The sequence below is a fragment of the Bradyrhizobium elkanii USDA 76 genome (genome assembly GCF_023278185.1).
Lineage (GTDB): Bacteria > Pseudomonadota > Alphaproteobacteria > Rhizobiales > Xanthobacteraceae > Bradyrhizobium > Bradyrhizobium elkanii.
This window is the reverse complement of record NZ_CP066356.1, coordinates 2,570,303-2,593,468: the sequence shown is the minus strand read 5'-3', so window position 1 is coordinate 2,593,468 and position 23,166 is coordinate 2,570,303. Positions and strand designations below refer to the sequence as shown.

The 23,166-nt window shown below is 64.8% G+C and carries 21 protein-coding genes; 3 read left to right on the top strand and 18 right to left on the bottom strand.

The window, feature by feature from the left end; genetic code table 11:
- Window positions 1-7 precede the first annotated feature (7 nt).
- The 5 genes from JEY66_RS12430 to JEY66_RS12410 form a co-directional block, all read right to left on the bottom strand.
- Entirely contained in the window at window positions 8-949 is a 942-nt protein-coding gene (locus JEY66_RS12430; RefSeq protein ID WP_018273229.1) for an HlyD family secretion protein, read from the bottom strand.
- Entirely contained in the window at window positions 949-1,188 is a 240-nt protein-coding gene (locus JEY66_RS12425) for a DUF3302 domain-containing protein (protein WP_018273230.1), read from the bottom strand. The genes JEY66_RS12430 and JEY66_RS12425 overlap by 1 nt, the downstream gene beginning before the upstream one ends.
- 59 nt (window positions 1,189-1,247) lie before the next feature.
- Window positions 1,248-1,586 (bottom strand): HdeA/HdeB family chaperone, encoded by a 339-nt coding sequence (locus tag JEY66_RS12420; RefSeq protein ID WP_041482689.1) that lies wholly within the window; start codon window positions 1,584-1,586, stop codon window positions 1,248-1,250.
- A gap of 153 nt (window positions 1,587-1,739) precedes the next feature.
- Window positions 1,740-3,170, bottom strand: coding sequence for a DUF1254 domain-containing protein (locus tag JEY66_RS12415; RefSeq protein ID WP_248887602.1), 1,431 nt, complete (start codon window positions 3,168-3,170; stop codon window positions 1,740-1,742).
- Entirely contained in the window at window positions 3,167-4,615 is a 1,449-nt protein-coding gene (locus tag JEY66_RS12410) for a DUF1254 domain-containing protein (RefSeq protein WP_018273233.1), read from the bottom strand. Before JEY66_RS12410 ends, JEY66_RS12415 begins: the two co-directional genes overlap by 4 nt.
- Window positions 4,616-5,071: 456 nt before the next feature.
- Here JEY66_RS12410 and JEY66_RS12405 point away from each other — a divergent pair, with 456 nt between their 5' ends.
- Window positions 5,072-6,073, top strand: coding sequence for a helix-turn-helix transcriptional regulator (locus tag JEY66_RS12405; RefSeq protein ID WP_016846905.1), 1,002 nt, complete (start codon window positions 5,072-5,074; stop codon window positions 6,071-6,073).
- A gap of 6 nt (window positions 6,074-6,079) precedes the next feature.
- Here the strand turns inward: JEY66_RS12405 and JEY66_RS12400 are convergent, their stop codons facing one another.
- From JEY66_RS12400 to JEY66_RS12350, 11 genes are all read right to left on the bottom strand, one after another.
- The gene (locus tag JEY66_RS12400) at window positions 6,080-7,066 is read right to left on the bottom strand and encodes an HAD family hydrolase (protein ID WP_016846904.1); all 987 of its coding nucleotides are present in this window, start codon (window positions 7,064-7,066) and stop codon (window positions 6,080-6,082) included.
- Window positions 7,067-7,103: 37 nt separating this feature from the next.
- Window positions 7,104-8,771, bottom strand: a complete 1,668-nt coding sequence (locus JEY66_RS12395; protein WP_016846903.1) for an arylsulfatase — start codon at window positions 8,769-8,771, stop codon at window positions 7,104-7,106.
- A gap of 85 nt (window positions 8,772-8,856) precedes the next feature.
- A complete protein-coding gene (locus JEY66_RS12390; protein ID WP_018273234.1) occupies window positions 8,857-10,251 on the bottom strand; it encodes a BatD family protein in 1,395 nt (464 codons plus the stop codon).
- Window positions 10,248-11,768, bottom strand: a complete 1,521-nt coding sequence (locus JEY66_RS12385) for a VWA domain-containing protein (protein WP_018273235.1) — start codon at window positions 11,766-11,768, stop codon at window positions 10,248-10,250. Before JEY66_RS12385 ends, JEY66_RS12390 begins: the two co-directional genes overlap by 4 nt.
- Window positions 11,761-12,759 carry a vWA domain-containing protein gene (locus JEY66_RS12380; RefSeq protein ID WP_018273236.1) on the bottom strand — a complete coding sequence of 333 codons (999 nt, stop codon included), beginning with the start codon at window positions 12,757-12,759 and terminating at the stop codon, window positions 11,761-11,763. The genes JEY66_RS12385 and JEY66_RS12380 overlap by 8 nt, the downstream gene beginning before the upstream one ends.
- Window positions 12,752-13,243, bottom strand: a complete 492-nt coding sequence (locus JEY66_RS12375) for a DUF4381 domain-containing protein (RefSeq protein WP_016846899.1) — start codon at window positions 13,241-13,243, stop codon at window positions 12,752-12,754. The genes JEY66_RS12380 and JEY66_RS12375 overlap by 8 nt, the downstream gene beginning before the upstream one ends.
- Entirely contained in the window at window positions 13,236-14,222 is a 987-nt protein-coding gene (locus JEY66_RS12370) for a DUF58 domain-containing protein (protein WP_018273238.1), read from the bottom strand. Before JEY66_RS12370 ends, JEY66_RS12375 begins: the two co-directional genes overlap by 8 nt.
- Window positions 14,223-14,230: 8 nt before the next feature.
- Window positions 14,231-15,241, bottom strand: coding sequence for an AAA family ATPase (locus JEY66_RS12365; protein WP_018273239.1), 1,011 nt, complete (start codon window positions 15,239-15,241; stop codon window positions 14,231-14,233).
- 90 nt (window positions 15,242-15,331) lie between these two features.
- Window positions 15,332-16,975 (bottom strand): arylsulfatase, encoded by a 1,644-nt coding sequence (locus JEY66_RS12360; protein ID WP_077231179.1) that lies wholly within the window; start codon window positions 16,973-16,975, stop codon window positions 15,332-15,334.
- Window positions 16,976-16,992: 17 nt separating this feature from the next.
- Window positions 16,993-17,985 (bottom strand): formylglycine-generating enzyme family protein, encoded by a 993-nt coding sequence (locus JEY66_RS12355; protein WP_018273241.1) that lies wholly within the window; start codon window positions 17,983-17,985, stop codon window positions 16,993-16,995.
- Between the two features lie 21 nt (window positions 17,986-18,006).
- Window positions 18,007-18,342: a hypothetical protein gene (locus JEY66_RS12350; RefSeq protein WP_240536887.1), complete on the bottom strand. Its 336-nt coding sequence runs from the start codon at window positions 18,340-18,342 to the stop codon at window positions 18,007-18,009.
- A gap of 655 nt (window positions 18,343-18,997) precedes the next feature.
- On the opposite strand from JEY66_RS12350, the gene JEY66_RS12345 reads away from it, so the two are divergent.
- Entirely contained in the window at window positions 18,998-19,951 is a 954-nt protein-coding gene (locus tag JEY66_RS12345) for an AraC family transcriptional regulator (protein WP_016846862.1), read from the top strand.
- 271 nt (window positions 19,952-20,222) lie between these two features.
- On the opposite strand, the gene JEY66_RS12340 is transcribed toward JEY66_RS12345, so the two are convergent.
- A complete protein-coding gene (locus JEY66_RS12340) occupies window positions 20,223-21,092 on the bottom strand; it encodes a DUF2066 domain-containing protein (protein WP_018273243.1) in 870 nt (289 codons plus the stop codon).
- A gap of 202 nt (window positions 21,093-21,294) precedes the next feature.
- On the opposite strand from JEY66_RS12340, the gene JEY66_RS12335 reads away from it, so the two are divergent.
- Window positions 21,295-22,308: a zinc-dependent alcohol dehydrogenase family protein gene (locus JEY66_RS12335; protein WP_026193207.1), complete on the top strand. Its 1,014-nt coding sequence runs from the start codon at window positions 21,295-21,297 to the stop codon at window positions 22,306-22,308.
- 18 nt (window positions 22,309-22,326) lie between these two features.
- On the opposite strand, the gene JEY66_RS12330 is transcribed toward JEY66_RS12335, so the two are convergent.
- Window positions 22,327-23,100 (bottom strand): enoyl-CoA hydratase-related protein, encoded by a 774-nt coding sequence (locus JEY66_RS12330; RefSeq protein WP_026193208.1) that lies wholly within the window; start codon window positions 23,098-23,100, stop codon window positions 22,327-22,329.
- Window positions 23,101-23,166: the final 66 nt, after the last annotated feature.

Sequence of the window (23,166 nt, the reverse complement as noted above, 5' to 3'; positions counted from 1 at the left end):
TGCTCACTCAAAACGGATTGACATAGTTGATGATCGCAACCTGCCGCAGCAGCACGCGGCGGACCACATGCGTCGGCTTCAAATGCTCCGTATAGATTGCCGCCGTCCCGGCGCTGCCCGCAGGCAGCCGATTGACGAAGGTAGCATCGTCGAGCTTTACACGCACGACGAAAGGTGCCGCCTCGATCGCTTTCGGCGCCACGGCGGTGCCCGAGGTCTGGGCCTGGCCGGTCGCGATCGCCTGCAGCACGCTTTCGACCTTGCCGGAATAGATCTGCCCGGGCGCGAACTTGAAAGTGACCTCGACCTCCTGCCCCGGCGCGACGTAGCGGGCATCGATCTGGTTGATCTCGACCCCGATGATCGTGTTCGAGGTATCGATGAACGCCATCACCGGCGACAGCGGCAGATTGGCTACCCGCGCGCCCTTGCGCAGCGCAACATTGGTGACGTAGCCGTCGGCCGGCGTCTTCACCACCGTCTTGTCGAGATTCCACTGCGCGGCCTCGAGCTGGCCGCTGAGCTGGTCGACCTCGGACTGCCGCTGCTCGACGTCGAAGCCGCGCCCGGCGTCGCGCTCGAAAAGCGTCGTCATCTGCGCCAGCCGCGTCTTCGACAGCTTGAGCTGCGCCGTGATCGCCTTGACCTGCGCATCGTAGGGGGTCGGATCGATCTTGAACAGAACATCACCAGCCTTCAGCGGCGCGTTGGCGACTACGGGCACCTCGGTCACTTCGCCCGCGACGCTAGGCACGATCGACACCGCGTTGCGCACCACCAGCGCCGAGCCCTGCGGCGCACCCCAGTTCATCGGGACCAGGAGACCGAACAGCACCAGGACTAGCACGATGAACGGCGACAGCTTCCAGAACAAATTGAAGCGCACGATCTTGAAATGCACCAGCAGGAACAGCAGCACCAGATAGGTGTTGATGATCGCGACACCCATCACACCGCTCCGCTCTTGCGTTGAGGCACGTCGACATAGGCCCAGATCAGCGCGATCGGCCACAGCGCGAAGCCGAACAGCAGCGTGACCCAGCCGGCCACCGTCACGGCCTGCGCGTAGGGATGGTTGCGCGACTTCGCGATATGCCCGGGCAGCCAGCCCGCGATGCAGAACACACCGATCGCGCTGGCCAGCAGGATGACCAGCACGATCCAGGCGAAGATGTCGTATCCGCTCATCGTTATTCCCCGCTGCTGGCCGACCACGCGGGACCAGAAGTCCCGCGTGGCTGCGCCACCTACTTCGCTTCGTTCTTCAGCAGAAGGTCGATCGCCTCGATGATCTTCACGCCGGGATGGGCCTTGCAGTAGACGATCAGTTGGTGCTCGCCTGACTTCGCCCGGGTGATGTGTGCGTAGTGCTTCTTGGCGAGGCCATTGTACCAACCGCTATACCAGGCGGTCAGCATGTCGGCGTCTTCCTGATAGGTGCCGGCGAGCTGAGCGCAGGTCAGCGTCTGCACGTCAATAAAGCCGTTCGCGTCCGTATAGGCCGACAGTGGGGTTTGCGCTTTCGCGGGCGAAAGCATCAGCAGACAAGAAACGACCGCCAGGCCCGTGTAACTTCCGATTTTCATGTTTTATCCTCCGTTTTGAAGTCGCTTCGACGCGCCGACAGCTCTCGTCGGCAAAATGACCGGCACGATCCAGGCGTAGATGTCATAGCCGTCCATGGCGCCGCCTCACATGACATCAGACCGACCAGACAGGCCGTCGTCCACACTTGCCCCTCAATTCGACTTGGCCACGTCGGGTGGTGTCCACTTTCCTTGAAGGAATTCCTCGCGCGGCGAGTATAGGCGCATCAGCAGCGTGAACGGCGCCTTGCCGACCGGGAGCCAGTTGGCTTCCTTATCCTTTCCCGGCGAGTCGGCCTGGAGGTAGAGATCGAGGGAGCCATCGGCGTTGGTGATGAGCTTGTCGCGATCGCCGATGGCCTGACGCTTGATCGGGTTCGGGATGAAATAGCCCTCGATGTCATAGGCCGTCACCGACCAGAACGCGTCCACTGGCGGCAGCTTACCCTTGTCGAAGTGCAGGACGTACTTGTTGGCGCCATCCAGCGCCCGGCCATCGCTGTCGGTTGACAGCGCGGGGTAGACCGCGTCCTGCGGCAGGTTCTCGCCGAGACAGCACTGGGCGATCGCGGCGCGGTAGAGATAGTCCACGCCATAGGCGCCGCTGCGGGTCGTGTAGATCCAGCCTTTGCCGCCGATGCCGCCCGCCTTCCTGCCCTCGGCCAGCACCAGGGCCTTGCCGTCGGCATAGCCGCGATTGAATGCCTGCTGGATGCTTGCCGGCGCTTTCGCGAGGTCGAAGCTTTGGCCGACCTTGAAGCCCACGCGTTCGAGGCGGTGGATCATCGGGTAGTCGACCTGGTTCGGAGGATTGTCCTTGAGCAGTTCGGCAAAGCGAGCGAAGTAGGCCGCCGTGTCCATCTTGTCGACCACATCCGGAGGCTGAGCCTTCATGTCGATGCCCGGATCGACCACGCCCTTGGGCGGCACGTAGACTCCTTTGCCCCAGGCGGAGAGCGGCGTGAGCTTCATGCCGTCCTGCACCTTGTGCACATTCGCGTAGTCGGCAGCGCCATTGGTCTGGGTGCGGCCGATGATCCACACATTGCGGGTGGGGCTCCTGATCACTTCCAAACCCGCCGGTGCATCGCCGCGCCATTGCGGATCAACGACGAGGAAGTCGCGCGCGGTGTTCTTGCCGGTCGTGCGCGTGCCAGGCACGTCGAACACGTCCGACCACAGACTGAGCATCGGCAGCATGAAGTAGCGGTCAGCCGCCGGCACCGAAAGCACCATCGGCTCGGCCTTCAGGTCGAGCGTGGCGGCCGAGTACAAGGTGTCCGTATTCATGCGGATAACGACCTTGTCGTCCGCATTGGGAAACGCACGCGCATGATGAAACTGGTTCGGCGGACCGAAGGTGTTGCCCGGGATGGGTTCGGCGAAGTTGCTCAGCTGCTGAAGCGTGGCGTTCGTCAGCATCAGCGGGTAGGCGTAGACGTAGGCGTCCTTTGCGACGGCATACGCCTCCTGCTCGGACGCGCTCTGGGCGGACGCATCACCCATCAGCACCATGAGTGCAAACGGGACCAGTTTAAGAGTTGCTCTGACCATGGTCTTCCTCCCTTGCCGCTTCAACTTCACTGCATCCGCTTCACAGCGGGCGGGACCCACTGACCATCAAGCACCTCGGGCTTTGGCGCATAGATGCGGAGCGTTGGGCCGATCAGCCCGGATTTCGGCGCCGGAAGCCAATTCGATTCCTTGTCGGCTCCAGGCGAGTCCGCCTGGATGTAGATGTCGAGCGAGCCGTCCGCGTTGAACACCAGCTTGTCGCGATCGCCGATCGCGAACCGATTCAGCGGATTGGGCACCTGGAAGCCCTGATTGTCGTACATGGTGAGAGACCAGAACGCGCCGGCGGGAGGCGTCTTTCCCTTGTCGAAGTGCAGGACGTACTTGTTCGCGCCATCCATCGGCTTCCCGTCTCCATCGAGGAAGGCCGTCGGGTAGACCGCGTCGGCTGGAAGATTGGCGCCAAGGCCAGCCAGCGCGACAAGCGCGCGCTGCCGGTAGGACGTGCCATAGGTCCCGATATTGTCGGTCGTTATGTTCCAGCCGTTGACGTGGTTGCCGGCAGTCTTGACGCCCGCAATCATGTCTTCCAGAGCGTCCTTGGCACCCGCATTGATCGCCTCGAGCGAGGCTTCATCAACCTTGCTGCGGTCCCAGCTCTTGCCGGGTTCGAGCCCGATCGCCTTCATCCGGAAGAGAACTGGATAATCGTTCGGATGCGGAGGGAATTTCTGCATCAACTCGGCGAAGCGCGTGAACAGCTCCACACCCGTCATCTTGCCGACCTGCACAAGAGGTGGCGTCTTGGCGTCCACCTTCGCATCCACCGCCGCCGTCGCGGGTGGCGAATAGCTCTTGCCCCATCGGGCCAGCGGCGTGAGCTTCAGTCCGTCCTGGATCTTGTGAACGTTGTCGTAGTCCGAAGGCCCGTTGGTCTGGATGCGGCCCATCACCCAGATCATGGACGTCGGCGCGTCGATACGTTGAACGCCCGCCGGCAACTTGCCCTTCCAGCCGGGTAGGCAATAGGCAAAATTCCCAGCCTTGGTGCCGGTCGTGCGCGATCCGATCGACGAGAACACGTCCGTCCACATGTCGAGAGTCGGCACCAGATAGAAGCGCCCGCCGGTATCGGGGACGGACAGGATCATCGGCCCCTTGCTCAGGTCGGTCCATGCGAAGGAATACAGGGTGTCGAAGTTGAAGCGGACCACATCCTTCGCATCCGCATCTGGATAGGTCCGAAAATAGGCAAACTGATTGATCGGAGCACGGCCTCTGACGGCGGTCGCGTTCGCCACTGCGGTTGATTGCCGCATCGTCACATCCATCAGCACGATGGGATAGGCGTACTGATAGACCTCACGCGCGATCTCGCGCGCCTTCTGCCGTTCCGCCTGCGCGGCGGCCCCCGTTGCTGCAGACTGTCCCCTTGCTTGGGTGAGTGCCGCATAGAGCACACCCGCGGCGAGAATCGTCGCGACAGCGATGAATCCGACCCAGTTTCGCTGCATTTGAGCTCCTCGGTTAAATCGCGGCGCACGTCACCCAGGCCCTCGTCCCTCGCGACGATTGGCCGGTTCGGAAGAAGAAATGTCCGCTGTACGGTACGCCCTTCTGCCCATTTTCCGTGCCGACGCGCTCGTCCTTCAAGCGCTTACGGTCGACCCGACGCTCTATTTCTCGTTGAATTTCAACGATAAGGGAATTCCTGCGCGATGTGACGTACAGTTTGTGCCAAAACGCGTTGTGCGGTCTTGCTGAGTGACATTGGCCCCCTGTTCGATGACGAGGCATCACTGATCCCGCCCGACTTTAGGCAAATGTGTCCAATCGGCATGACGTCGCCGTGAACGATTCATCGCCCCCGCAGGTTGGACTTTGAACAAGGGCGCTTTGGGCTTCACACTGGAAGACTGGAAGTTAGAATAGATCGCGGAGCGTTTGATCTTCGAATTGTGAGGGTGGTTTTGACGACGCGTTTCACGGCGTTCGAGCGGCGGCCAATTACGGGTTTCGATCAACTGAGCCAAGCCATCGTCGGCACGCGCGCCGAGATCGTCCAGATCGAGCCGGGCAAGCTCCGCGGGGAGGTGCTCCACGCGGAGATCGCCGGGCTTCCGATTAACGTCGCGACCTTCAATCTCGGCTTGCGATCGAAGGGCGGCTCGAACAAGGAGCGCATCACAATCGGCGTGCTGGCGGAGAGCGCCGGGCGCGTGACACGCGCCTCCTATGAATCGCGCCCCGGCGACGTGCTGGTGACGCCGCCCGGTTCGGAATATGAGAACCGGTACTATGGCGGCGCGTCCATCCTCACGGTCATGCCGTCGGCCGCGGAGCTCGAATTTGCGCTGGGCTGTGACGCGCGTCTGGGTGCTCCATCTCGCTGGGCACGGAGCCATTTCAAGGCCAACAGCGGCACCGTTCATTTGATCATCCCGCGGTTACGGCTACTCCTCGCACGCCTGGACGCCGGCGATCTGACGCTCACGGCGCACGCTGCCGAGTTTTGGCGACGCGCCATCATCGAAGCCCTGACTGCCAGCATCATGGAACGTGAGCCCGCAGAGCGCGATGGCCCGCTGCCGTCCGCTCTAAAAACCGTAAGACAGGTGGAAGACTATCTGGCCGCGCAAGACGAAGGACCGATCCACATCTCGCATATCTGCAACCGCTTGCGCATCTCGCGGCGCTCCTTGCACCGCGCCTTCCACGAAGCACTGGGGATCGGCCCGATCTCATATCTCCGCAGTCAGCGGCTCTGCGCGGTGCACGCCGCCCTGCGCTCAAGTCCCCCGGACAAGGCAACCATCGGCGACATTGCGATTCAGCATGGCTTCCTGAATGTCGGCCGCTTCGCCCAATACTATCGCGAATTGTTCGGCGAGCTTCCTTCCGAGACCCGACGAGGCGACGGCGATGATCGCCGGCGATGGAGCCAGCCTCCCCTCGACATGCTGTCGGCATAACGGCGATCATTTTGGAAAGATCTCCTTCCAGTCCTGCTTCATGTCGACCACGGTCCAGCCGCCCGCGGCGGCGGCGTCGAGCGCCTTGTCGAGCTTGCCGACCTTGGATTGACGGTCGTAGGCGTATTCGCGAACCTCGTCGGTGTGGTGCACGATGCCGGCGAAGCGCGCGCCCGGCCCCGCTGCGGTCCATTGCAGCATCTGCAGATCGCCGTCCGAGTTGCCGAACGCGAAGATCGGGCGGCGGCCGATGAAGCGGTTGATGCCGACCGGCTTGCCCGGGCCGTCATCGATGAACTCGACCTTGGCTTGCTTCATCAGGACCGGCTTGCCGTCGGGGCCGATCTGGAATTTGACCACGCCGGACGAGCCGACCACCTGTTCCGGCGGGATGCCGTAGACCTTCTCCATCCACGGCCGCATGAACTCGACGCCGCCACCGGAGACGACGAAGGTTTTGAAGCCGTTGGCCCTGAGATAGGCCAGCAGTTCCAGCATCGGCTGGTAGACCAGGCTGTCGTAGGGCCGGTTGAAGCGCGGATGCCTGGCGGAAGCGAGCCAGTCGCGGACGGACTGCGCGAACGCATCCGTGGTGATGCCGGCATGCGTCGCCGCCACGATCTGCAAAAGGCCCTTCTCGCCGCTCGCGGCCAGCGCCCTGGTGTCCTTCTCGAGAAGCGCCTTGAACGGTTGCCGCATCTTCCAGTCCGGGTGCTGCGGCGCCATCGCCTTGACGCGGTCGAACGCGAAGGCGAGCTGGAAGTAGAACGGCTGCTCGGTCCACAGCGTGCCATCATTGTCGAACGTCGCGATCCGCTCGGCCGGCGGCACGAAGTCGCGCCCGCCTTCCGTCGTGACGCGCGCGACGAAATCGACAATCGCCGATTTCGCCGCGCCGTCTTTCCAGGATGGCAAGGGATCCGCCGGCTGCGCCACCGCAACGGTGATGGCCACAAGACACGCAAGCAGCACAGCGGCAAGCCGAACCATCATCGCACTTTCCCTCTTTCTGTCCGTTGCTCTTGCTGCATCACTGCGGCTTCAAGCGTTCGAGGTCATTGAGCCGCTTCAATGCCGCCTGCTGCCGAAGCAGTCCGTAATTGATGCCGCCCGCGTTCAGCGAACTGCCCTCCTGATAGGGGAACTGGTCGAAGTCGGAGAAGAATTCCTTGATTTTTCCCTGCACCGGCACGATCAGCCACATGTTCTGGGCGAGGAATTTTATCGCCTCGCCGCCTTCCTCCAGGCCGCGCTCATAAGGATCCATGCGCAGATTGGTGATCAGCGACCACGCCGTGACCTCACGTGTGCCGGTTGCGATGTTTCCCTTTGACGAGGCAAAGCTCAGCTTCCAGTCGTTCCACCGGATCGCATTGAGATTGCCGCCCTGGTCGAAGTAGTAGATCGAGTCGCGCGGCGGCTCCTTTGCCTCTCCCTTGAAGAACGGCATGAAGTTGTAGCCGTCGAGATGAACCTTGAAGGTCTTGCCGCCTGCGCCGGCAAATCCGGTCTTCATCTTCTCCTTGACGTCATTCATCCCCGCCGCGGCGCAAAGCGTCGGAAACCAGTCGATCAACGAGATGATCTCGTTGTACTCGGTGCCGGGCTTCACCACGCCCGGCCATCGCACCATCATCGGAATGCGCATGCCGCCTTCCCAGGTCGTGCCCTTCTCGCCGTGGAACGGTGTCATCGCCCCATCGGGCCAGAGCGCGATCTCCGCACCGTTGTCCGTGGTGTAGAGAACGATCGTGTTGTCGGTGATGCCGAGATCGTCGAGTTGCTTGAGCAATTCGCCGACCATTCCGTCATGCTCGACCATGCCGTCCGCATGGATACCCTTGCCGGTCTTTCCGAGCGACGCCGGCTTGAGATGCGTGAAGACGTGCATGCGCGTCGAGTTGAACCAGACGAAGAACGGCTTGTCCGCTTTGGCCTGGCGGCCGATAAAGTCCTTGGCAGCGCCCAGGAATTCCTCGTCCACCGTGGGCATGCGCGCAGTGTTCAGCGGACCGGTGTCCTCGATCTTTCCATCCGCGGACGATTTGATCACGCCGCGCGGGCCGAACTGCTTACGGAAGTTCGGATCCTTCGGATAGAAATAGCCTTCCGGCTCCTCCTCGGCGTTGAGATGATAGAGGTTGCCGAAGAACTCGTCGAAACCGTGCTTGGTCGGCAGATGCTCGTCGCGGTCGCCGAGATGGTTCTTGCCGAACTGGCCGGTGGCATAGCCCTGGGTCTTCATCGCATCGGCGATGGTCGGCATCCAGTCCTGGATGCCGTGGGGATCGCCGGGCATGCCGATGGTGAGCAGGCCGGTCCGGAACGGCTCCTGGCCGAGGATGAAGGAGGCGCGGCCGGCGGTGCAGCTTTGCTGACCGTAGGCGTCGGTGAAGATGGCGCCCTCGCGCGCGATCCGGTCGATATTGGGCGTGCGATATCCCATCATGCCCATGGTGTAGGCGCTGATCTGCGGGATGCCGATGTCGTCGCCGAAGATGACGAGGATGTTTGGCTTGCGGCCACCGGCCGGCGCCGCGGCGGGCGCGGCCTTCTGGGCCTGCGCGAGAGCCTGCGACGTCAGCGCGGCAGTAGCAGCAAGCGATGACGTGCCGAGCAGCACGGCCCGGCGATCAATGGTCGAGGCACCGCAATCGGAGTTGGCGCCGGCGTCATGTTTCTTCGTCTCACTCTTCATTCGACACTCCTCAGTTACTCCAGGGTTGCTCGCTCTAGTGATTACGAATCATGCGTTCTGCTCGATCGGTCTCAATGTGCTTCGTTCATCTGGCGGGCTTTGGTCGACCAAAGGACGTGGTGGAGGAAGGCCCGACCGGATTCAGGTTTTGAAGTAAACGCGTGTGTTCGTGGCGTCTCGCGCGCCGACTCAAGTTGCGCCGGGCACCGCCGACCTGGCGCAGCAGCCGGTGCGGTGACCAGCGCGCCGCGCCGGCAGACGGTGCGAACAGCTCGCGCTCGACCGCGCCGATCTCGTCATCGAGCGCGGCATCATGGGCGACGGCCCTGAACGCCTCGAGCGTGTGCTGCGGCGCGACCGGCTCGAACCGTCGCAGCCAGTCGAGCAGCGCGAAGTAGACCGCCTTGGCATCGCCATGGCGCGCGGCGCGGCGCAGCTTGCTGAAGGCGAACGCTTCCGAGCGCAGATAGGCCTCGCGATGCCGGCGATGACGCGCCGCGATCGCGCGGATCGTCCGCGGCATCAGCCAGCCGAGCCCGGCAAGCGCCAGCAGCACGAGCGCGATCGACTTCCAGCGATCGGCGATGACATCGCGCAGCGCGCCCCATGACCGGCGTGCGCCGGACGTGCCGATTGACGATGCGTCGCCGGCTGCGGGGTTCGCCTCCGCGTGCAGCGTCACCGGGTCGAGATGCGCCACATCGATGCTTTGCGCGCCGGTGTTCCACCAGCGCAGGTCGATCGGCGGCAGCACATAGTCGCCGGCCTTCTCGAGCATGTAGACGCCGCTGTCGGTGCGCGCCGAGGACAGCACATCGGTGCGCCCGTCGGTCTTGTCCTGGAGCGACGGCTGCGCGGGATACAGCTTGAGCCCGTCGAACGCGGCGAACTTCACCGGCGGCAGCAGCATCGCAGGAATGCCTTCGGCCTTGATGGTGACGGTTCGCGTCACGGCATCCCCGGTCTTGAGCTGATCCGACGATCGGTTGACGGTCTGCTCGATCGATAGATTGCGCGCGGCCAGGAACGGCTGCAGGGCGGAGGCCGCGTCCGGGATGAAGGCCTCAAATGCGATCGGCGACAGCGCGAGCGTGGCCTCGCGCGTCGCCGGCGGCTCGGCGGCGTATTTGATGGTGATCGCCTGGCCGGCGATCGCGTAGCTGCCCGGCTCCTGCGGGTGGATGGCAAATTCGAACCGGACGCCGGCATAGCTGACGCCGTCCCGCTGCTCGTTCTCGTTGACGCTCCGCAACTGACGGGTCACGGCATTGCGGACCTGGAAGTCGGGCAACTCGGGCGGCGCCGTCATGTAATTCGGCGCCAGCAGGTCGATCCGAAGCGTGGCCGCCTGCCCAACCACGACGCGCGGCGGATCGATCGCCATCCGCAGGATCGGCTCCGGCGGATTTTGCTGGGCCAGCGCCGCGCAGGGTATGAGCAGTCCGAGCATCAGGGCTACGGCGGCGAGCGGATGCCTCATGGCTTTGCTCCCGCCGGTCGCGACGCATCCTGGATCGCGAATTTCAGCTTGAGGAAGTCGGCCGGCGTGGTCTGGACCTGACGCATCCAGGCTTCGGCGGCGCCGGCCGTGGTGAGATCCGTCGGCTTCACCTGGATCCGCTTGCCGCCCTTCTGGGTCGGGTCGACCCGCATCTCGTCCGCCTTCTCGTCCGGCGGCGCGCTGTCGTCCTGCTCCTGCTTCTTCCGCTTCTCTTCCTTCGCCTGCAGCGCCGCCACCACGATGGCACGGTTGGTCGTCGCGGCGACATGGCCGGGCGCGATCTTCAGGACCTCGTCATAGGCGGCGATCGCCTTCTCATAGGCGTGGTTCTGCGCCTGGGCATTGCCGAGCGCGAAGCGTCCCTCGAGCGTATCGACATGCGCGAACTCCTGCGCGGCGGTCAGGAAGTCGAACGCCCGATAGGCGGCGATGCCGCGCCACATCGGATCGGAGAAGCGCTTGGCCGCGGTCGCATAGTCGCCGCGATCGAAGGCGATGCGTCCTTGCTGATCCGGCGTCAGCCACAGGTCGGCAAACCGGCGCGGCTCCTCCGCCCTCGCGGACGACACGTGCGACAGGCAGACAAGGGCGACAACCCAGGCCACCGTCGTGCCGCGCCGGAACCAGAGCAGGCTGAGCAGTGCAATCGGCAGCAGCAGCCAGAAGCCCTCGTCGCGCCATTGCGTACCGAACGCGTCACCCTGCGCGGCCTGATAGCGGGTTTCGATGCGGCGCTCGAGCGCCGCGATATCGGCGTCGTCGATGCTGACCTGGACGACGTCCGAACCGAGCGCGAACCTTTCGCCCTTGTTCGGCGTGACGCTCAGCTGGACCAGACCGTTCCGTCCGGCGGCCAGACGAGCCGCTGCTTCCTCGTCACCGGGATCGTCGGCGACGAGCAGGATCGTCCCGGGTACCGTTTCGGTCGCGAGCGCCTCCGCGGCGAGCGCCGCCGCCGCGACCGCGTTCTTCCCGGGCGACGGCATCAGGCCCGGGGCAAGCGCGGCGAGGAAGGGTTCGATGACGGCGCGATCGTCGGTCAGCGGCATCACCAGATGCGCGGTGCCCGCGTAGGCGATCAGCCCCGTGCGCGCGCCGGCGCGCGCCGCAAGCAGATCCCTGATCTTCTGCTTGGCGCGTTCGAGCCGCGTCGGCGCGACGTCGCTCTGCCCCATCGTTGCATCGAGCGACAGCGCGATCATCAGCGGCGCCTTGTCCTCGACGAAGGGCGGCAGCTCGCGCCGCCAGGTCGGGCCCGACAACGCGACGATGCCGAGCGACATCGCGGCGGCGACCAGATAGAGCGGGCTGACGCCGCGTCCCGCCCCCGGTTGCACGATGAGATGGTTGAGCAGATGCGGCGCGATCACCCCGCCCCATTGCGCCTGCGGGCTCTGCCGCCGCCGCACCCATGCGAATACGGCGGCGACAGGAATCAGCGCGAGCAGCCACAGCGGCCGCAGCAGATGGAACGGGATGGCGGCCGCGTCATGCATGGTCGAGCGCTCCCCTTCGTCCCAGCCCGCTTTCCAGCGAAAGGCCGAGCCACAGCAGCAGCGACAGCACCACGGCGGCGCCGAGCGGCCACTGGAACAGCGGCTGCTTCGGCCGCCATGACAGCGTATCGAGCTTGGCCGGCGCGAGACGGTCGATATCCGCGTAGATCGCCTGCAGCTGCGCACCGTCCTCGGCACGGTAGAAATGGCCGCCCGTCGTGGCGGCGACCGACCGCAGCACGCCGAGATCGACGCGGTTCTCGCCGGTCGCGGCCGGATCACCGACGCCGATCGTGTCGATCACAACGCCGTTCTGGTGTGCGATGTCTGCGGCATGCTCCGGAGGCACGCGGCTCGCCGTATCGTTGCCGTCGGTGAGCAGGACGAGACGCTTCTCGCGCGCCTTGCTTGCCTCGAAGGTCTTGATCGCAAGCCCGATGGTGTCGCCGATCGCGGTCTGCTGTCCGGCCATGCCGACCTCGGTCTGTGCCAGCAGCGCGATCGCGGTCTGCAGATCCTGCGTGAACGGCACTTGCACATAGGGCCTGGTGCCGAACAGCACCAGCGCGACGCGGTCGCCATGCCGGTGCGCGATGAAATCCGCCACCACGCGCTTGACGCCGTCGAGCCGCGTCAGCATCGCGCCATCGCTGTTGCGGAAATCGCGCTGGTCCATCGAGCCGGAGATATCGATCGCGAGCATCAGATCGCGCGCCGAAACCTCGCGGGTGACGGGATCGCCGACCCATTGCGGCCGCGCCAGCGCCGCGACGACCAGCGCCCAGATCAATGCGGCCGTCACCATCTGGATGCGCCGGCGCTGCAGCACGACGGCGCCGCGCTGCGGGGTCTGTCCGGTTGCCGCCGCAAGGCGGTCGAAGAACGGCACCATCACGGAGGCCTGCCGCGCGCGATACGGCGGCAGCAGCCACCACACGAGGATCGGCAGCGGCAGGAGCGTGAGCATCCAGGGCCATGCGAACTCAAACATGGTGCCCCCTGATCCAGCGCCGCACCAGATCCTGCAGCGCCGTTAGATCGCCGGCATCGGCCGTCGTCCGCCCGTACGGCGCCGTCGCGAGCAGCCGTCCGGCGCCTTGCGAGAATTCGTCCCCGCCATAGCTGCGGTCGAGGAACGCAAGCCAGCCCGCGCCGGCAAGCGGCGCGATGGTTTCGCGCGGAAAGGCATCGAGCGCAGTCTGCCGCACCAGCAGCGCGAGGCTCGCGGCCATTCCCTCCGGGACGCCGCCTTGTGTCTGCAGCAGCCGGTCAAGCTCCGCGAGCGCCGCGCGCCGATAGCGGTTGGCGCGGAAACGCCGCAGCAGGCGCCACGCCGCAACGGCGACCCCCGCGGCAACCAGCACGATCACGATCCGCGACGCCCATGTCGCCGGAAGCAGGCTCACCGACGGCGGCAGCGGGATATCGATCAGGCCCGCGACGGGATCCACAATGACCGGCTGGGTGTCAGCCAAGGGCCGCCTCCGCTCTGGCGTGACTGCCACCGCGTCCGTGCCGGGCCGGCAGCCCGCCCAGGAGACGCCGGAGTTGCGGCGCCGTTTCCTCGGCCGTGCTCAGCGGCAGCACCGGAATGCCGAGCTCGCGCGTCCACGCGAATACGCCGCGCAGCCGCTCCTGCGACGCCTGCGCGATACTCTTGCGGACACTCTCGCGGCCGACCTCGAGCTGAATCTGCAGCTCGCCATCGGTGACGGTCATCCGGCTCGAGGCCGGCAAATCGCTTTGCAGGGGATCGTGGACCAGCACCGCGACCACGTTGTTGTGCCGGGCGATCGCCCCGATCATCCGGCGCGTTGCGGCATCGGCGCCATCGAAATCGCTGATCAGGATCACGGTGGCGTCGTGCATCGTCCGCCGCTCGGCACGTTCGAGCGCCCGGTTGAGCATACCCGACGCCGGGACGAGGCCGCGGCCGACGCCGAGCGCCTGGTTCTGCGCGACGATGGTGGACAATATCTGCAACACCGTCGCCCGGCTGCGCCGCGCCGCCAGCTCGACGACATCGCTGTCATTGAACACGATCGCGCCGACCCGGTCGCCGACGCCGAGCACACGCCAGGCGCCGATCGCGGCGGTCTCGGCCGCGGTGACCGACTTCATGGCGCGCCGGCTGCCGAAGAACATCGACAGCCGCTGATCGACCACGAGCAGGGCCTGGCGGTCGCGCTCCTCGTTGAAGACGCGCACATGCGGCTTCTGCAGCCGCGCCGTGACCTTCCAGTCGATCTCGCGGACATCGTCGCCCGGGCGGTAGTCCCTGATCTCCTCGAAGTTCAGCCCGCGGCCGCGCATGCGCGAGGCGAACCGGCCCGACAGCAGACTATGCACCGGCTGGCGCGGCAGGAACGAAACCCTGCGATCCCTGAATTCGAGCGCGATCAGATCGTCGAGACTGACGTAGACACCGGGCGTTCTGGCTGATGTCTCCGTCATCACGGCCCTCACGCTGCAGCGACAAGCTCGGTGATCTTGTCGATCACCTGGTCGGGGCTGATGCCCTGCGATACGGCCTCGTAGCTCAGGATCAGCCGGTGCCGCAGGCAGTCGTGGATGACGGCGCGGATGTGGTCGGGCGTGACGAAGTCCTGCCCGTCGAGCCATGCGCGCGCCCGCGCGCAGCGGTCGATGGCGAGGCTGCCGCGCGGGCTGGCGCCGATCTGGATCCATTTGCTCAGGGGCTCGCCGTAGCGGCCGGGAAACCGCGTCGCGTAGATCAGGTCGACGATGTATTTCTGTGCGAGGTCGGAGACGAAAATGCCGTCGAGCTCGCCGCGCGCATCGAGGACCGCCTGCTGCGGCACCGGCGGCGGCTCGGCAGCACCGGCTTCCGGCTTCCGCGCATTCTCGGCGCGGTTGAGCTTGATGATCTCGCCTTCCGTCGCCTCGTCGGGATAGGTGATCACGACATGCATCAGGAAGCGGTCGAGTTGGGCCTCGGGAAGCGGATAGGTGCCCTCCTGCTCGATCGGATTCTCGGTCGCGAGCACCATGAACAGGTCAGGCATCTTGTAGGTCTTGCCGGCAACGGTGACCTGACGTTCCTCCATCGCTTCCAGCAGCGCCGACTGCACCTTGGCCGGCGCGCGGTTGATCTCGTCCGCCAGCACGAGGTTGGCGAAGATCGGCCCCTTCTGGAATTGAAACTGGCCGCCCTTCTCGGTCTGCAGGTAGATCTCCGCGCCGGTCACGTCCGACGGCAGCAGGTCCGGCGTGAACTGCACGCGCGACAGGTCCGCGGCAAGGTTCTTCGCCAGCGTCTTTACCGCGCGCGTCTTGGCAAGCCCCGGCAGGCTTTCGATCAGGAGATTGCCGTTGGCGAGTAACCCGATCAGCATGCTCTCGACCAGATGATCCTGCCCGAGTACCGACTTGCCGATGCGCGCCTTGAGATCGAGCACCGCATCGCGGGCCGCCGAGCTCTTTGCGCCTTCCTGCTCCGTCGCGGCTTTCAACTGACTCGATCGAAGATCCGGCATGTGGACTGAACCTGAAAAAGGATCCGGCCGCCGGCGAGCGGCGGCCGGATCCGCGCATTGCTCGCGCTATTTTGCACCCGGTTGCTTGTCCAGCGTCTTCATCAGGGCATCGACCATCTGGTCGATGCTGAAGCTTGCCGACCGCTGGCTCGGCGGGAATTCCTTGAAGGTCTGCAGGAACGGAGCGACCCGCCATACGCCGTATTGAATGAGATAGGCGTTCTTGGCCAACCAGTCGTAGTACTGGTCGGAGACCACATCGGCGCGTTCGAAGGGATCCATGCGCAGGTTGAACACTTTTGGCGCGCGCAGGCAGGTGAACGGATTCGCCCAGACGACGAATCCGCCGGGTTCACGCTGCTCGCAGAACACGATCTTCCAGTCGTTATAGCGGTACGCAACGACCTGGCCGTCGTCGTTGAAGTAGTAGAAATCGTTGCGCGCGGACTTCGGCTGTTGGCCGGTCAGGTACGGCAGCTGGTTGTAGCCGTCGAGGTGCACCTTGAACGACTTGCCGCCAATATCGGAGCCCTTCAGCAGCTTATCCTTGACATCGGACTCGCCCGCCGCAGCCAGCAACGTCGGGAACCAATCCAGGCCCGACATCATTTCGTTCGACACTTCACCGGCCTTGATGTGGCCAGGCCAACGAACCATCGCCGGCACCCGGAATGCGCCTTCCCAGTTGGTGTCCTTTTCGCTGCGGAACGGCGTCGTGGCCGCGTCCGGCCAGGACCACTGGTTTGGACCGTTGTCGGTCGTGTAGACGACAATGGTGTTGTTGGCGATCCCGAGGTCGTCCAGTGCCTTCAGGAGCTTTCCGACATCGCCGTCGTGCTCGATCATGCCGTCGGCATATTCGTTGCCGGGCATGCCGCTCTGACCTTGCATGGATGCGCGGACATGCGTGAACGCATGCATGCGCGTGGTGTTCATCCAGGTGAAGAACGGCTTGTTCGCCTTCGCCTGACGTTGCATGAAATCGATCGCCGCCGCCGTGGTCTCGTCGTCGACGGTCTCCATCCGCTTCCGGTTCAGCGGACCCGTATCTTCGATCTTGCCGTCGGCGGACGCCTTCAACACGCCGCGCGGGGTGTTGCTCTTCGTGAATGCGGTGTCGTTCTTCGGATAATACGGCCGCTCCGGCTCCTCCTCGGCGTTGAGGTGATAGAGATTGCCGAAGAACTCATCGAATCCATGCTTGACCGGGAGGTACTCATCGCGGTCGCCGAGATGGTTCTTGCCGAACTGACCGGTCGCGTAACCGAGCGGCTTCAGCGCCTGTGCGATGGTGACGTCGCGATCCTGCAGGCCGACGGTCGCGCCGGGAATGCCGACCTTGCAGAGGCCGGTGCGCAGGCAAGCCTGCCCGGTGATGAAGGTGGATCGGCCGGCCGTACAGCTGTTCTCGGCGTAATAGTCCGTGAACATCATCCCTTCATTGGCGATGCGATCGATGTTCGGCGTCTTGTAGCCCACCACGCCGCGCGTATAGGCGCTGATGTTGGACTGGCCGATGTCGTCGCCGAAGATGACGAGGATGTTCGGCTTCGCCGTGCCCGGCTGCTGCGCGAGCGCGGGCGACCTCGCCAATGGCGACAGGCTTGTCGCGACCAACGCTGCCGCGAACAAGCTGCGAAGTAACGAACCGCGGCTGTTACCATTGAGTTTGGCCGCCCCATTGTTCCTTAATTCGGCTTCATCACTCATTCGTCGCTCCCTACTCTCTAAGCTGGCTGAGACGTTCGCGACCGCACCACGCATCTGAACCCGACATGGCTGGTCGACGTATCGACCGGTTCGGCATGCCGCGCGGCGGGGCGATAGCGGCGGCAATAGTTCGGGGCGCAGAGATGCGAGCCGCCCTTCAGCACCTTCCGCGGAATCTTGATCGCGGGCTGGGCGGGGTCGTAGCTCGCCTCCTCGCGACCGCCGCGCGGATTCTGCGGGATGCAGCAGGGCTTCGCGGCGTCGGCCTCATGACGGGCGGACCACCAGTCGGCGGTCCACTCCCAGACATTGCCGATCATGTCGTGGACGCCATAGCCATTCGGCGGAAACGCGGTCACCGGCGAGGTCCGGTCGAAGCCGTCCTCGCAGAGGTTCTGAATAGGGAAATTGCCTTGCCATGTGTTGGCCATGTGCTTGCCGCCGGGCGTCAAGGCATTGCCCCAGGCGAACTCCTCGGCCTCGAGCCCGCCGCGCGCCGCGAACTCCCACTCGGCTTCGGTCGGAAGTTCCTTGCCGGCCCATTTGGCGTAGGCGAGCGCATCGGCATAGGCGACGTGGACGACCGGGTGGCTGCCGAGCACGTTGATGTTGCTGCGCGGGCCGTAGGGGCGGCGCCAGTTCGCGCCCTTCATCAAGGTCCACCATTGGCTCCAGTCGCGCAGGGTGGTGACCCGGCGCGGCGGCTGAAACACCAGCGAGCCGGCGTAGAGCATATGCGGCAGCGCGCCCGGATATTGCGCAGGATCCGGCGGTCGCTCGGCGACCGTGATGTGCCCGGTCTCCCGCACGAATTCGCGGAATTGAGCGTTGGTCACCGGGGTGCGGTCGATCCAGAAGCCGTCGACCGACGCGCGATGCGCCGGCGCCTCCTCGGGATAGTGATGGTCGGAGCCCATGCGGAACGTGCCGCCGGGAATCCAGACCATGTCGTCGGTCTGGACGCGGTCCTCACCCTCTCGTTCGGTCGAGGTGATCTCTACCCGGGACATGGCGATGCACCTCTTCGCGCATTACCGCGAGCAGTAGTCCCAGAAGCCCTGTGTTCGCGACGGGTCGGTGTAGTACCAGCACATGCCCGCTGCCGGCGGCGGTCCAGCCCAGGCGGCTGCGGTCGCCGCGGTCACGACGCCGATCGCCGCGCCGGCCGCGACCGCCCCCCCGATCGGCCAGCCGTACCAGCCGGGCCGCGCCCAACCTCCCGGCCGCGGTCCAACCCAGCGCGTGCCGCCGCCGTGCCAGCCGGGCCTCACTCCCGGGCGCACCACCGTCCGGCTACGATAGGCAACCGCACCGCCGCGCGGTCCGACGGCAACGCCGCCCCGGCGCGCGACGGCGCGCACCTGCACAACGTTACTGCTGCCTTCTTGCTGTTGAACGAGCGGCAATGAAGCGGAAGAGCCGATGCTGACCGCCGACGCCGGGCCGGCTTGCGCGAGGATCGCGGCTGCTCCAACGAGCGCCAGACGGAAAATCCTGTTGAAGATCGCAGCCTTACGATCTCGGTGACCGAACGTCGTGCATGATTGCGTCTTGCCTGAGTGCATTGTCGCGCCCTTCCATTTTTCTGTGCTGCACTTTTCGGCAGCGTTGATCCGTCAGGCCTTCTTCCCTTTTCTCCTCCGTTGCCAATCCATGTGCACACTTGCGTGCACAGGATTTCTCCATCGTGACTCGTTCCACTGGACGTTGTCACGAGCGAATTCTGCTGTCAGTTCAAACGATAGCGGAACGCACTATACAAGTGATGTGCACTTTGTGCCAATCTCAACCCCGAGGCGTGCAGGCTTAACGAAAGATGCTCCAATTCGATCAATCCGATCCGGTCGGCCTTATTGCTTTCTCGGAAAAACAAGCGAAAATCCGTGCGTTAGCAAATCCACCACCACGATCTCGCCATGCGAATCAAACCAATTTAGGCACATTGTCGCGGCCGCACTTTTTGTACCGACTTCAAGCATTTGGTTTTAGTGGATTAATCGCGCTACAGTTGTGAACGTGGATATGGGCCAGCACCTGACGGTCAGCACCGGCGAGCTTGATGGCTTCGAGGGTCTCCACGATGCCGTCAAAGGTTCGCATGTCGAAGTCATGCAGCTTGAGCGCGGCAAGCTGCGCGGCACATTGTCTCACGTCGGGATCGGTGACTTTTCGCTCAGCATCGGCGCGTTCAATGTCGGGGTCCGCACCCAGCGCATCTCGACTGATCCCAAGCTGATCATCGGAATGCTGCTGAACGCGACCGACCGCGTCACGCATTGGGCGTTCGACATGCAGCCGGCCGATGTGCTGGTGATCCCTCCTTCGGTCGAGCATGACGGGGTCTTTCACAGCGCTTCGTCCTACGCGGCCATCCGCTTCGACCTGGCCGATCTGCCCGACATATTCGGCGGCGAGCCGCGGCTCGCCGACGCCGAAACCTGGCAAGCGAAGAACCACTTTCGCGCCGACCCCGCGATCGGCATGGGCGCAGCAGACAAACTGCCGCGGATCGTCGCGCATCTCGCGCGCTATCCGGACGCCTTGACCGACGCGTCGGCCGACTTCTGGAAGCGCGCGATCATCGATTGCGTGACCGCGACGGTCGTCACATCGCTGCCGCCCGATGGAACGAGCTACCTGCCGTCGGCGATGCGACTGGTGCGCCATGTCGAGGACTATCTGCACGCCGCGGGCACGCGCCCGGTCCATGTCTCGGAAATCTGCACCGAGCTTCGGCTGTCGCGACGCAGCCTGCACCGCGCCTTCCACGAAGTGTTCGGGGTCGGCCCGGTGACGTTCCTGCGCTACAAGCGGCTTTGCATGATCCGTTCGATCCTGCGCGAAAGCACCCCGGACCAGACCACCGTCTCCAAGGTTGCGATCGAACAGGGCTTCATCGAGCTCGGGCGCTTCTCGCAATATTACCGCGCGATGTTCGGGGAATACCCGTCGCAAACGCTCGGCTACGCCGGGTAAAGCGGGATGAGTTTTGGTTGAATCGGCTTGCCGCGCTTTCGGTTCACCTCTCCCCGTTGGGGAGAGGTCGGATTGCGTCTGGCGATGCAAAGCATCGTCCAGTGCAATCCGGGTGAGGGCTCTTGCTCTCTCGATAGACCGTAACCCCTCACCCGATTTGCTGCGCAAATCGACCTCTCCCAAGGGAGGGGTGAACTTTCGACGCCGTTCCAGCTCAACCTGATCTTATCAGGCTCTGGCGCAAACCAGCCGCTACGCCCGCGCAAGTTCATCATTTCGGTCGCCCCGGATCGCCATTGCCCGACAGCACCTGCGCGGCGCCGCCGATGCCGCGGCGGAAGGCTTCATCGAAGGTGACGCCGCGAAACTGCCATTTGTAATCCTTGCCGTGCCAGGCCATCCGCCATTGCGTGGCCCAGCCGAGATCCTTGTCGTCCCAGACCAGCCGACCGAGCAGAGTGGCCTCGCCGCCTTGCGGCGCGACGATCGAACTCAGCTTCGCCGGCGGCGTCTTCAACAGTTCGGCGGCGGTGACGCTCGCGCTCGTCAACGCCGCTGTATCGGGCAGCACGAAGCGCATGCCGCGTTTGGCGGCCGCAGCCGCAAGCGCGTCGCGTTGCAGGTCGGACTGCGTCCCGTCGGATGTGACGATGTAGTCCGTGGGACCGTGCTGCATCTCGGCGAAGACGCCGAGCACCGGCCGCTGCGACCGCCACGGCTTGAGACCGAGCCTGGCGAGAATGCCGTCGATCTTCCTCTCGTCGAAATCCACCGTCAGGTCGTAAGGCCGGTCGCGGGTGCCCTGCTCGTCATGATGCGGTTTGCCGGCATATTGATCGTGATAGTCGAACCTGCTGACGAACGCCTTGGCTTTCGATCTGTATGCGGCAAGCCGGCGGTCGCCTGCCAGCATTGGCTGACCGGATACCTTGATCAGGACGTCCTCCAGACATGCACCGAAGCCAATGATGCGGTTCGGCTCGCCCTGGCCGGTCACGACGGTCTGCGCGCGGTAGAGGCTGTCGTCTGCTGCGGCCATCGCACCACCGCAAGCGATCCATGCAGCGGCAAGCAGCACGCGAACCGCGCCGCGTGCGAGCGTTGCGATCAGATCGCGCCTCGTCTCAAGCAAGGCAGCCATGGTCACCTCCGCTCGGTCACTTCATTGACGACACAGATTGGCGGTATTTTCGGGCAACGCCAGCACGTTCGGACATGGGCGCCATTCCATCGGCCCCGCTACGCGCTATGGCCGCGCGCGGCAGGCCTGACATATGCTCGGAGCATGCGCGGCGGCGCCGCAAGCGCTGCCCAACACAAGAGCACCGAGCAGGAGACGTTCCGTGAAATGCTATGAGTTGCAAGGCCCCGGCGGCGTCGACGCGCTGGCGCTGGTCGACAAGCCGGTTCCGCAAGCCGGCCCCGGCGAAGTCCTGGTGGGGCTGAAGGCGGCGACGCTGAATTATCGCGACCTGCTCACGGTCAAGGGCGGTTACGGCTCGCGCCAGAAATTTCCGCTGGTGCCGGTCTCCGACGGCGCCGGCGTGGTCGAGGCGGTCGGCGCCGGCGTCAGGAGCTTCGCACCCGGCGATCGCGTGATCGGCAGCTTCTTCGAAAGCTGGCTCGGGGGCGAGCCGAGCGAGGCGCGGATGCGTGCGGCGCTCGGCGGCAGCGTCGACGGTGTGCTGACCGAGTACCGGGTCTTCCCCGCGCATGCGCTGGTGCGCACGCCGGATCACCTCAGCGACATCGAGGCCGCGGCACTGCCGTGCGCCGGCCTCACGGCGTGGAGCGCGGTGGTCAAGCTCGGCGACCTCAAGCCGGGACAGACGGTGCTGACCCAGGGCACCGGCGGCGTCTCGCTGTTCGCGCTGCAATTCGCCAAGATGTGCGGCGCCCGCGTCATCGCGACCTCCTCCAGCGACGCCAAGATCGCGCGGCTGAAGCAGCTCGGCGCCGATGTCACGCTCAACTACAAGACCACGCCGGACTGGGGCAAGAAGGCACGCGAGCTGACCGGGCACGGCGTCGATCTCGTCGTCGAGGTCGGCGGCGTCGGCACGCTGAACGAATCGATCCGCGCCACCAGGATCGGCGGCACCATCGCCTTCATCGGCGTGCTCGCAGGTCCCGCCTCGTCCGACACGCGGCTGCCGCTGATGGTGATGCAGCAGCAGCGGCTGCAAGGCGTCACCGTCGGCTCGATCGAGGATCTGCAGGCGCTGTGCGACGGCATCAGCCTGCACGGCGTCAAGCCCGTGATCGACAAGGTGTTCGCGTTCGACCAGGTCAAGGCCGCGTTCGCCCACATGGCGAGTGGCGCGCATTTCGGCAAGGTCGCGATTGCGATCGGCTAGCGTGCCTGCGATCAAGGATTACCGTCCCGTGAACTGGGCCTTGCGTTTCTCGACGAAGGCCTGGCGGCCTTCCTTCGCGTCGGCGCTTTCGCGGATCACCTGCTGCAGCTCGATCTCGCGGCGGAACTGATCGGCGTAGCTGGCGTGCTCGCTCTCCTCGAGCAGCTGCCGCGTCGCGACCAGCGCGCGCGTCGGTCCGTCGGCGAGACGGCCGGCGAGCGCCTTCGCCTCGTCGAGCAGTTTGGCATCATCGACCACATCGCGCACCAATCCCCACTCCTTGGCCCGCTCGGCGGGCAGCGGCTCGTTCAGCAGCATCAGGTCGAGCGCGCGCTGGCGGCCGATCAGGCGCGGCAACAGCCAGGTCGAGCCGAGATCGGGCACCAGGCCGATCCGGCTGAACACCTGGATGAAGCTCGCCGAGCGCGCCGCCAGGATGATGTCGCCGGACATCGCGAGGCTGAAGCCGCCGCCGGCCGCAACACCGTTGACCGCGACCACGACAGGCACGCGGCATTCGCGCAACGCCTGCATCGCCGGCCAATAATGCCTCATCACGCCGGTGTAGATGTTGTCGCCGAGCGACTGGAACGCCTTGAGGTTCTGCCCGGAGCAGAAGCCGCGTCCCTCCCCGGTCAGGACCAGCGCGCGGATGTCCGGGTCGAGGCTCATCTCGCCGACGGCGCGCGCGAGATCGCCGAGCAGTTCCGGCGTCATGGCGTTCAGGCTCGCGGGATCGTTGAGCGTCAGGATGCCGACCTTGCCGTCCCGTTCACGCTTCACACCAGTCATTTTCCGCTCCCTGAAATTGGTTCTTGTTGTTGCACTGACAGTGCCATGCTTGGCATGCTACGCCAA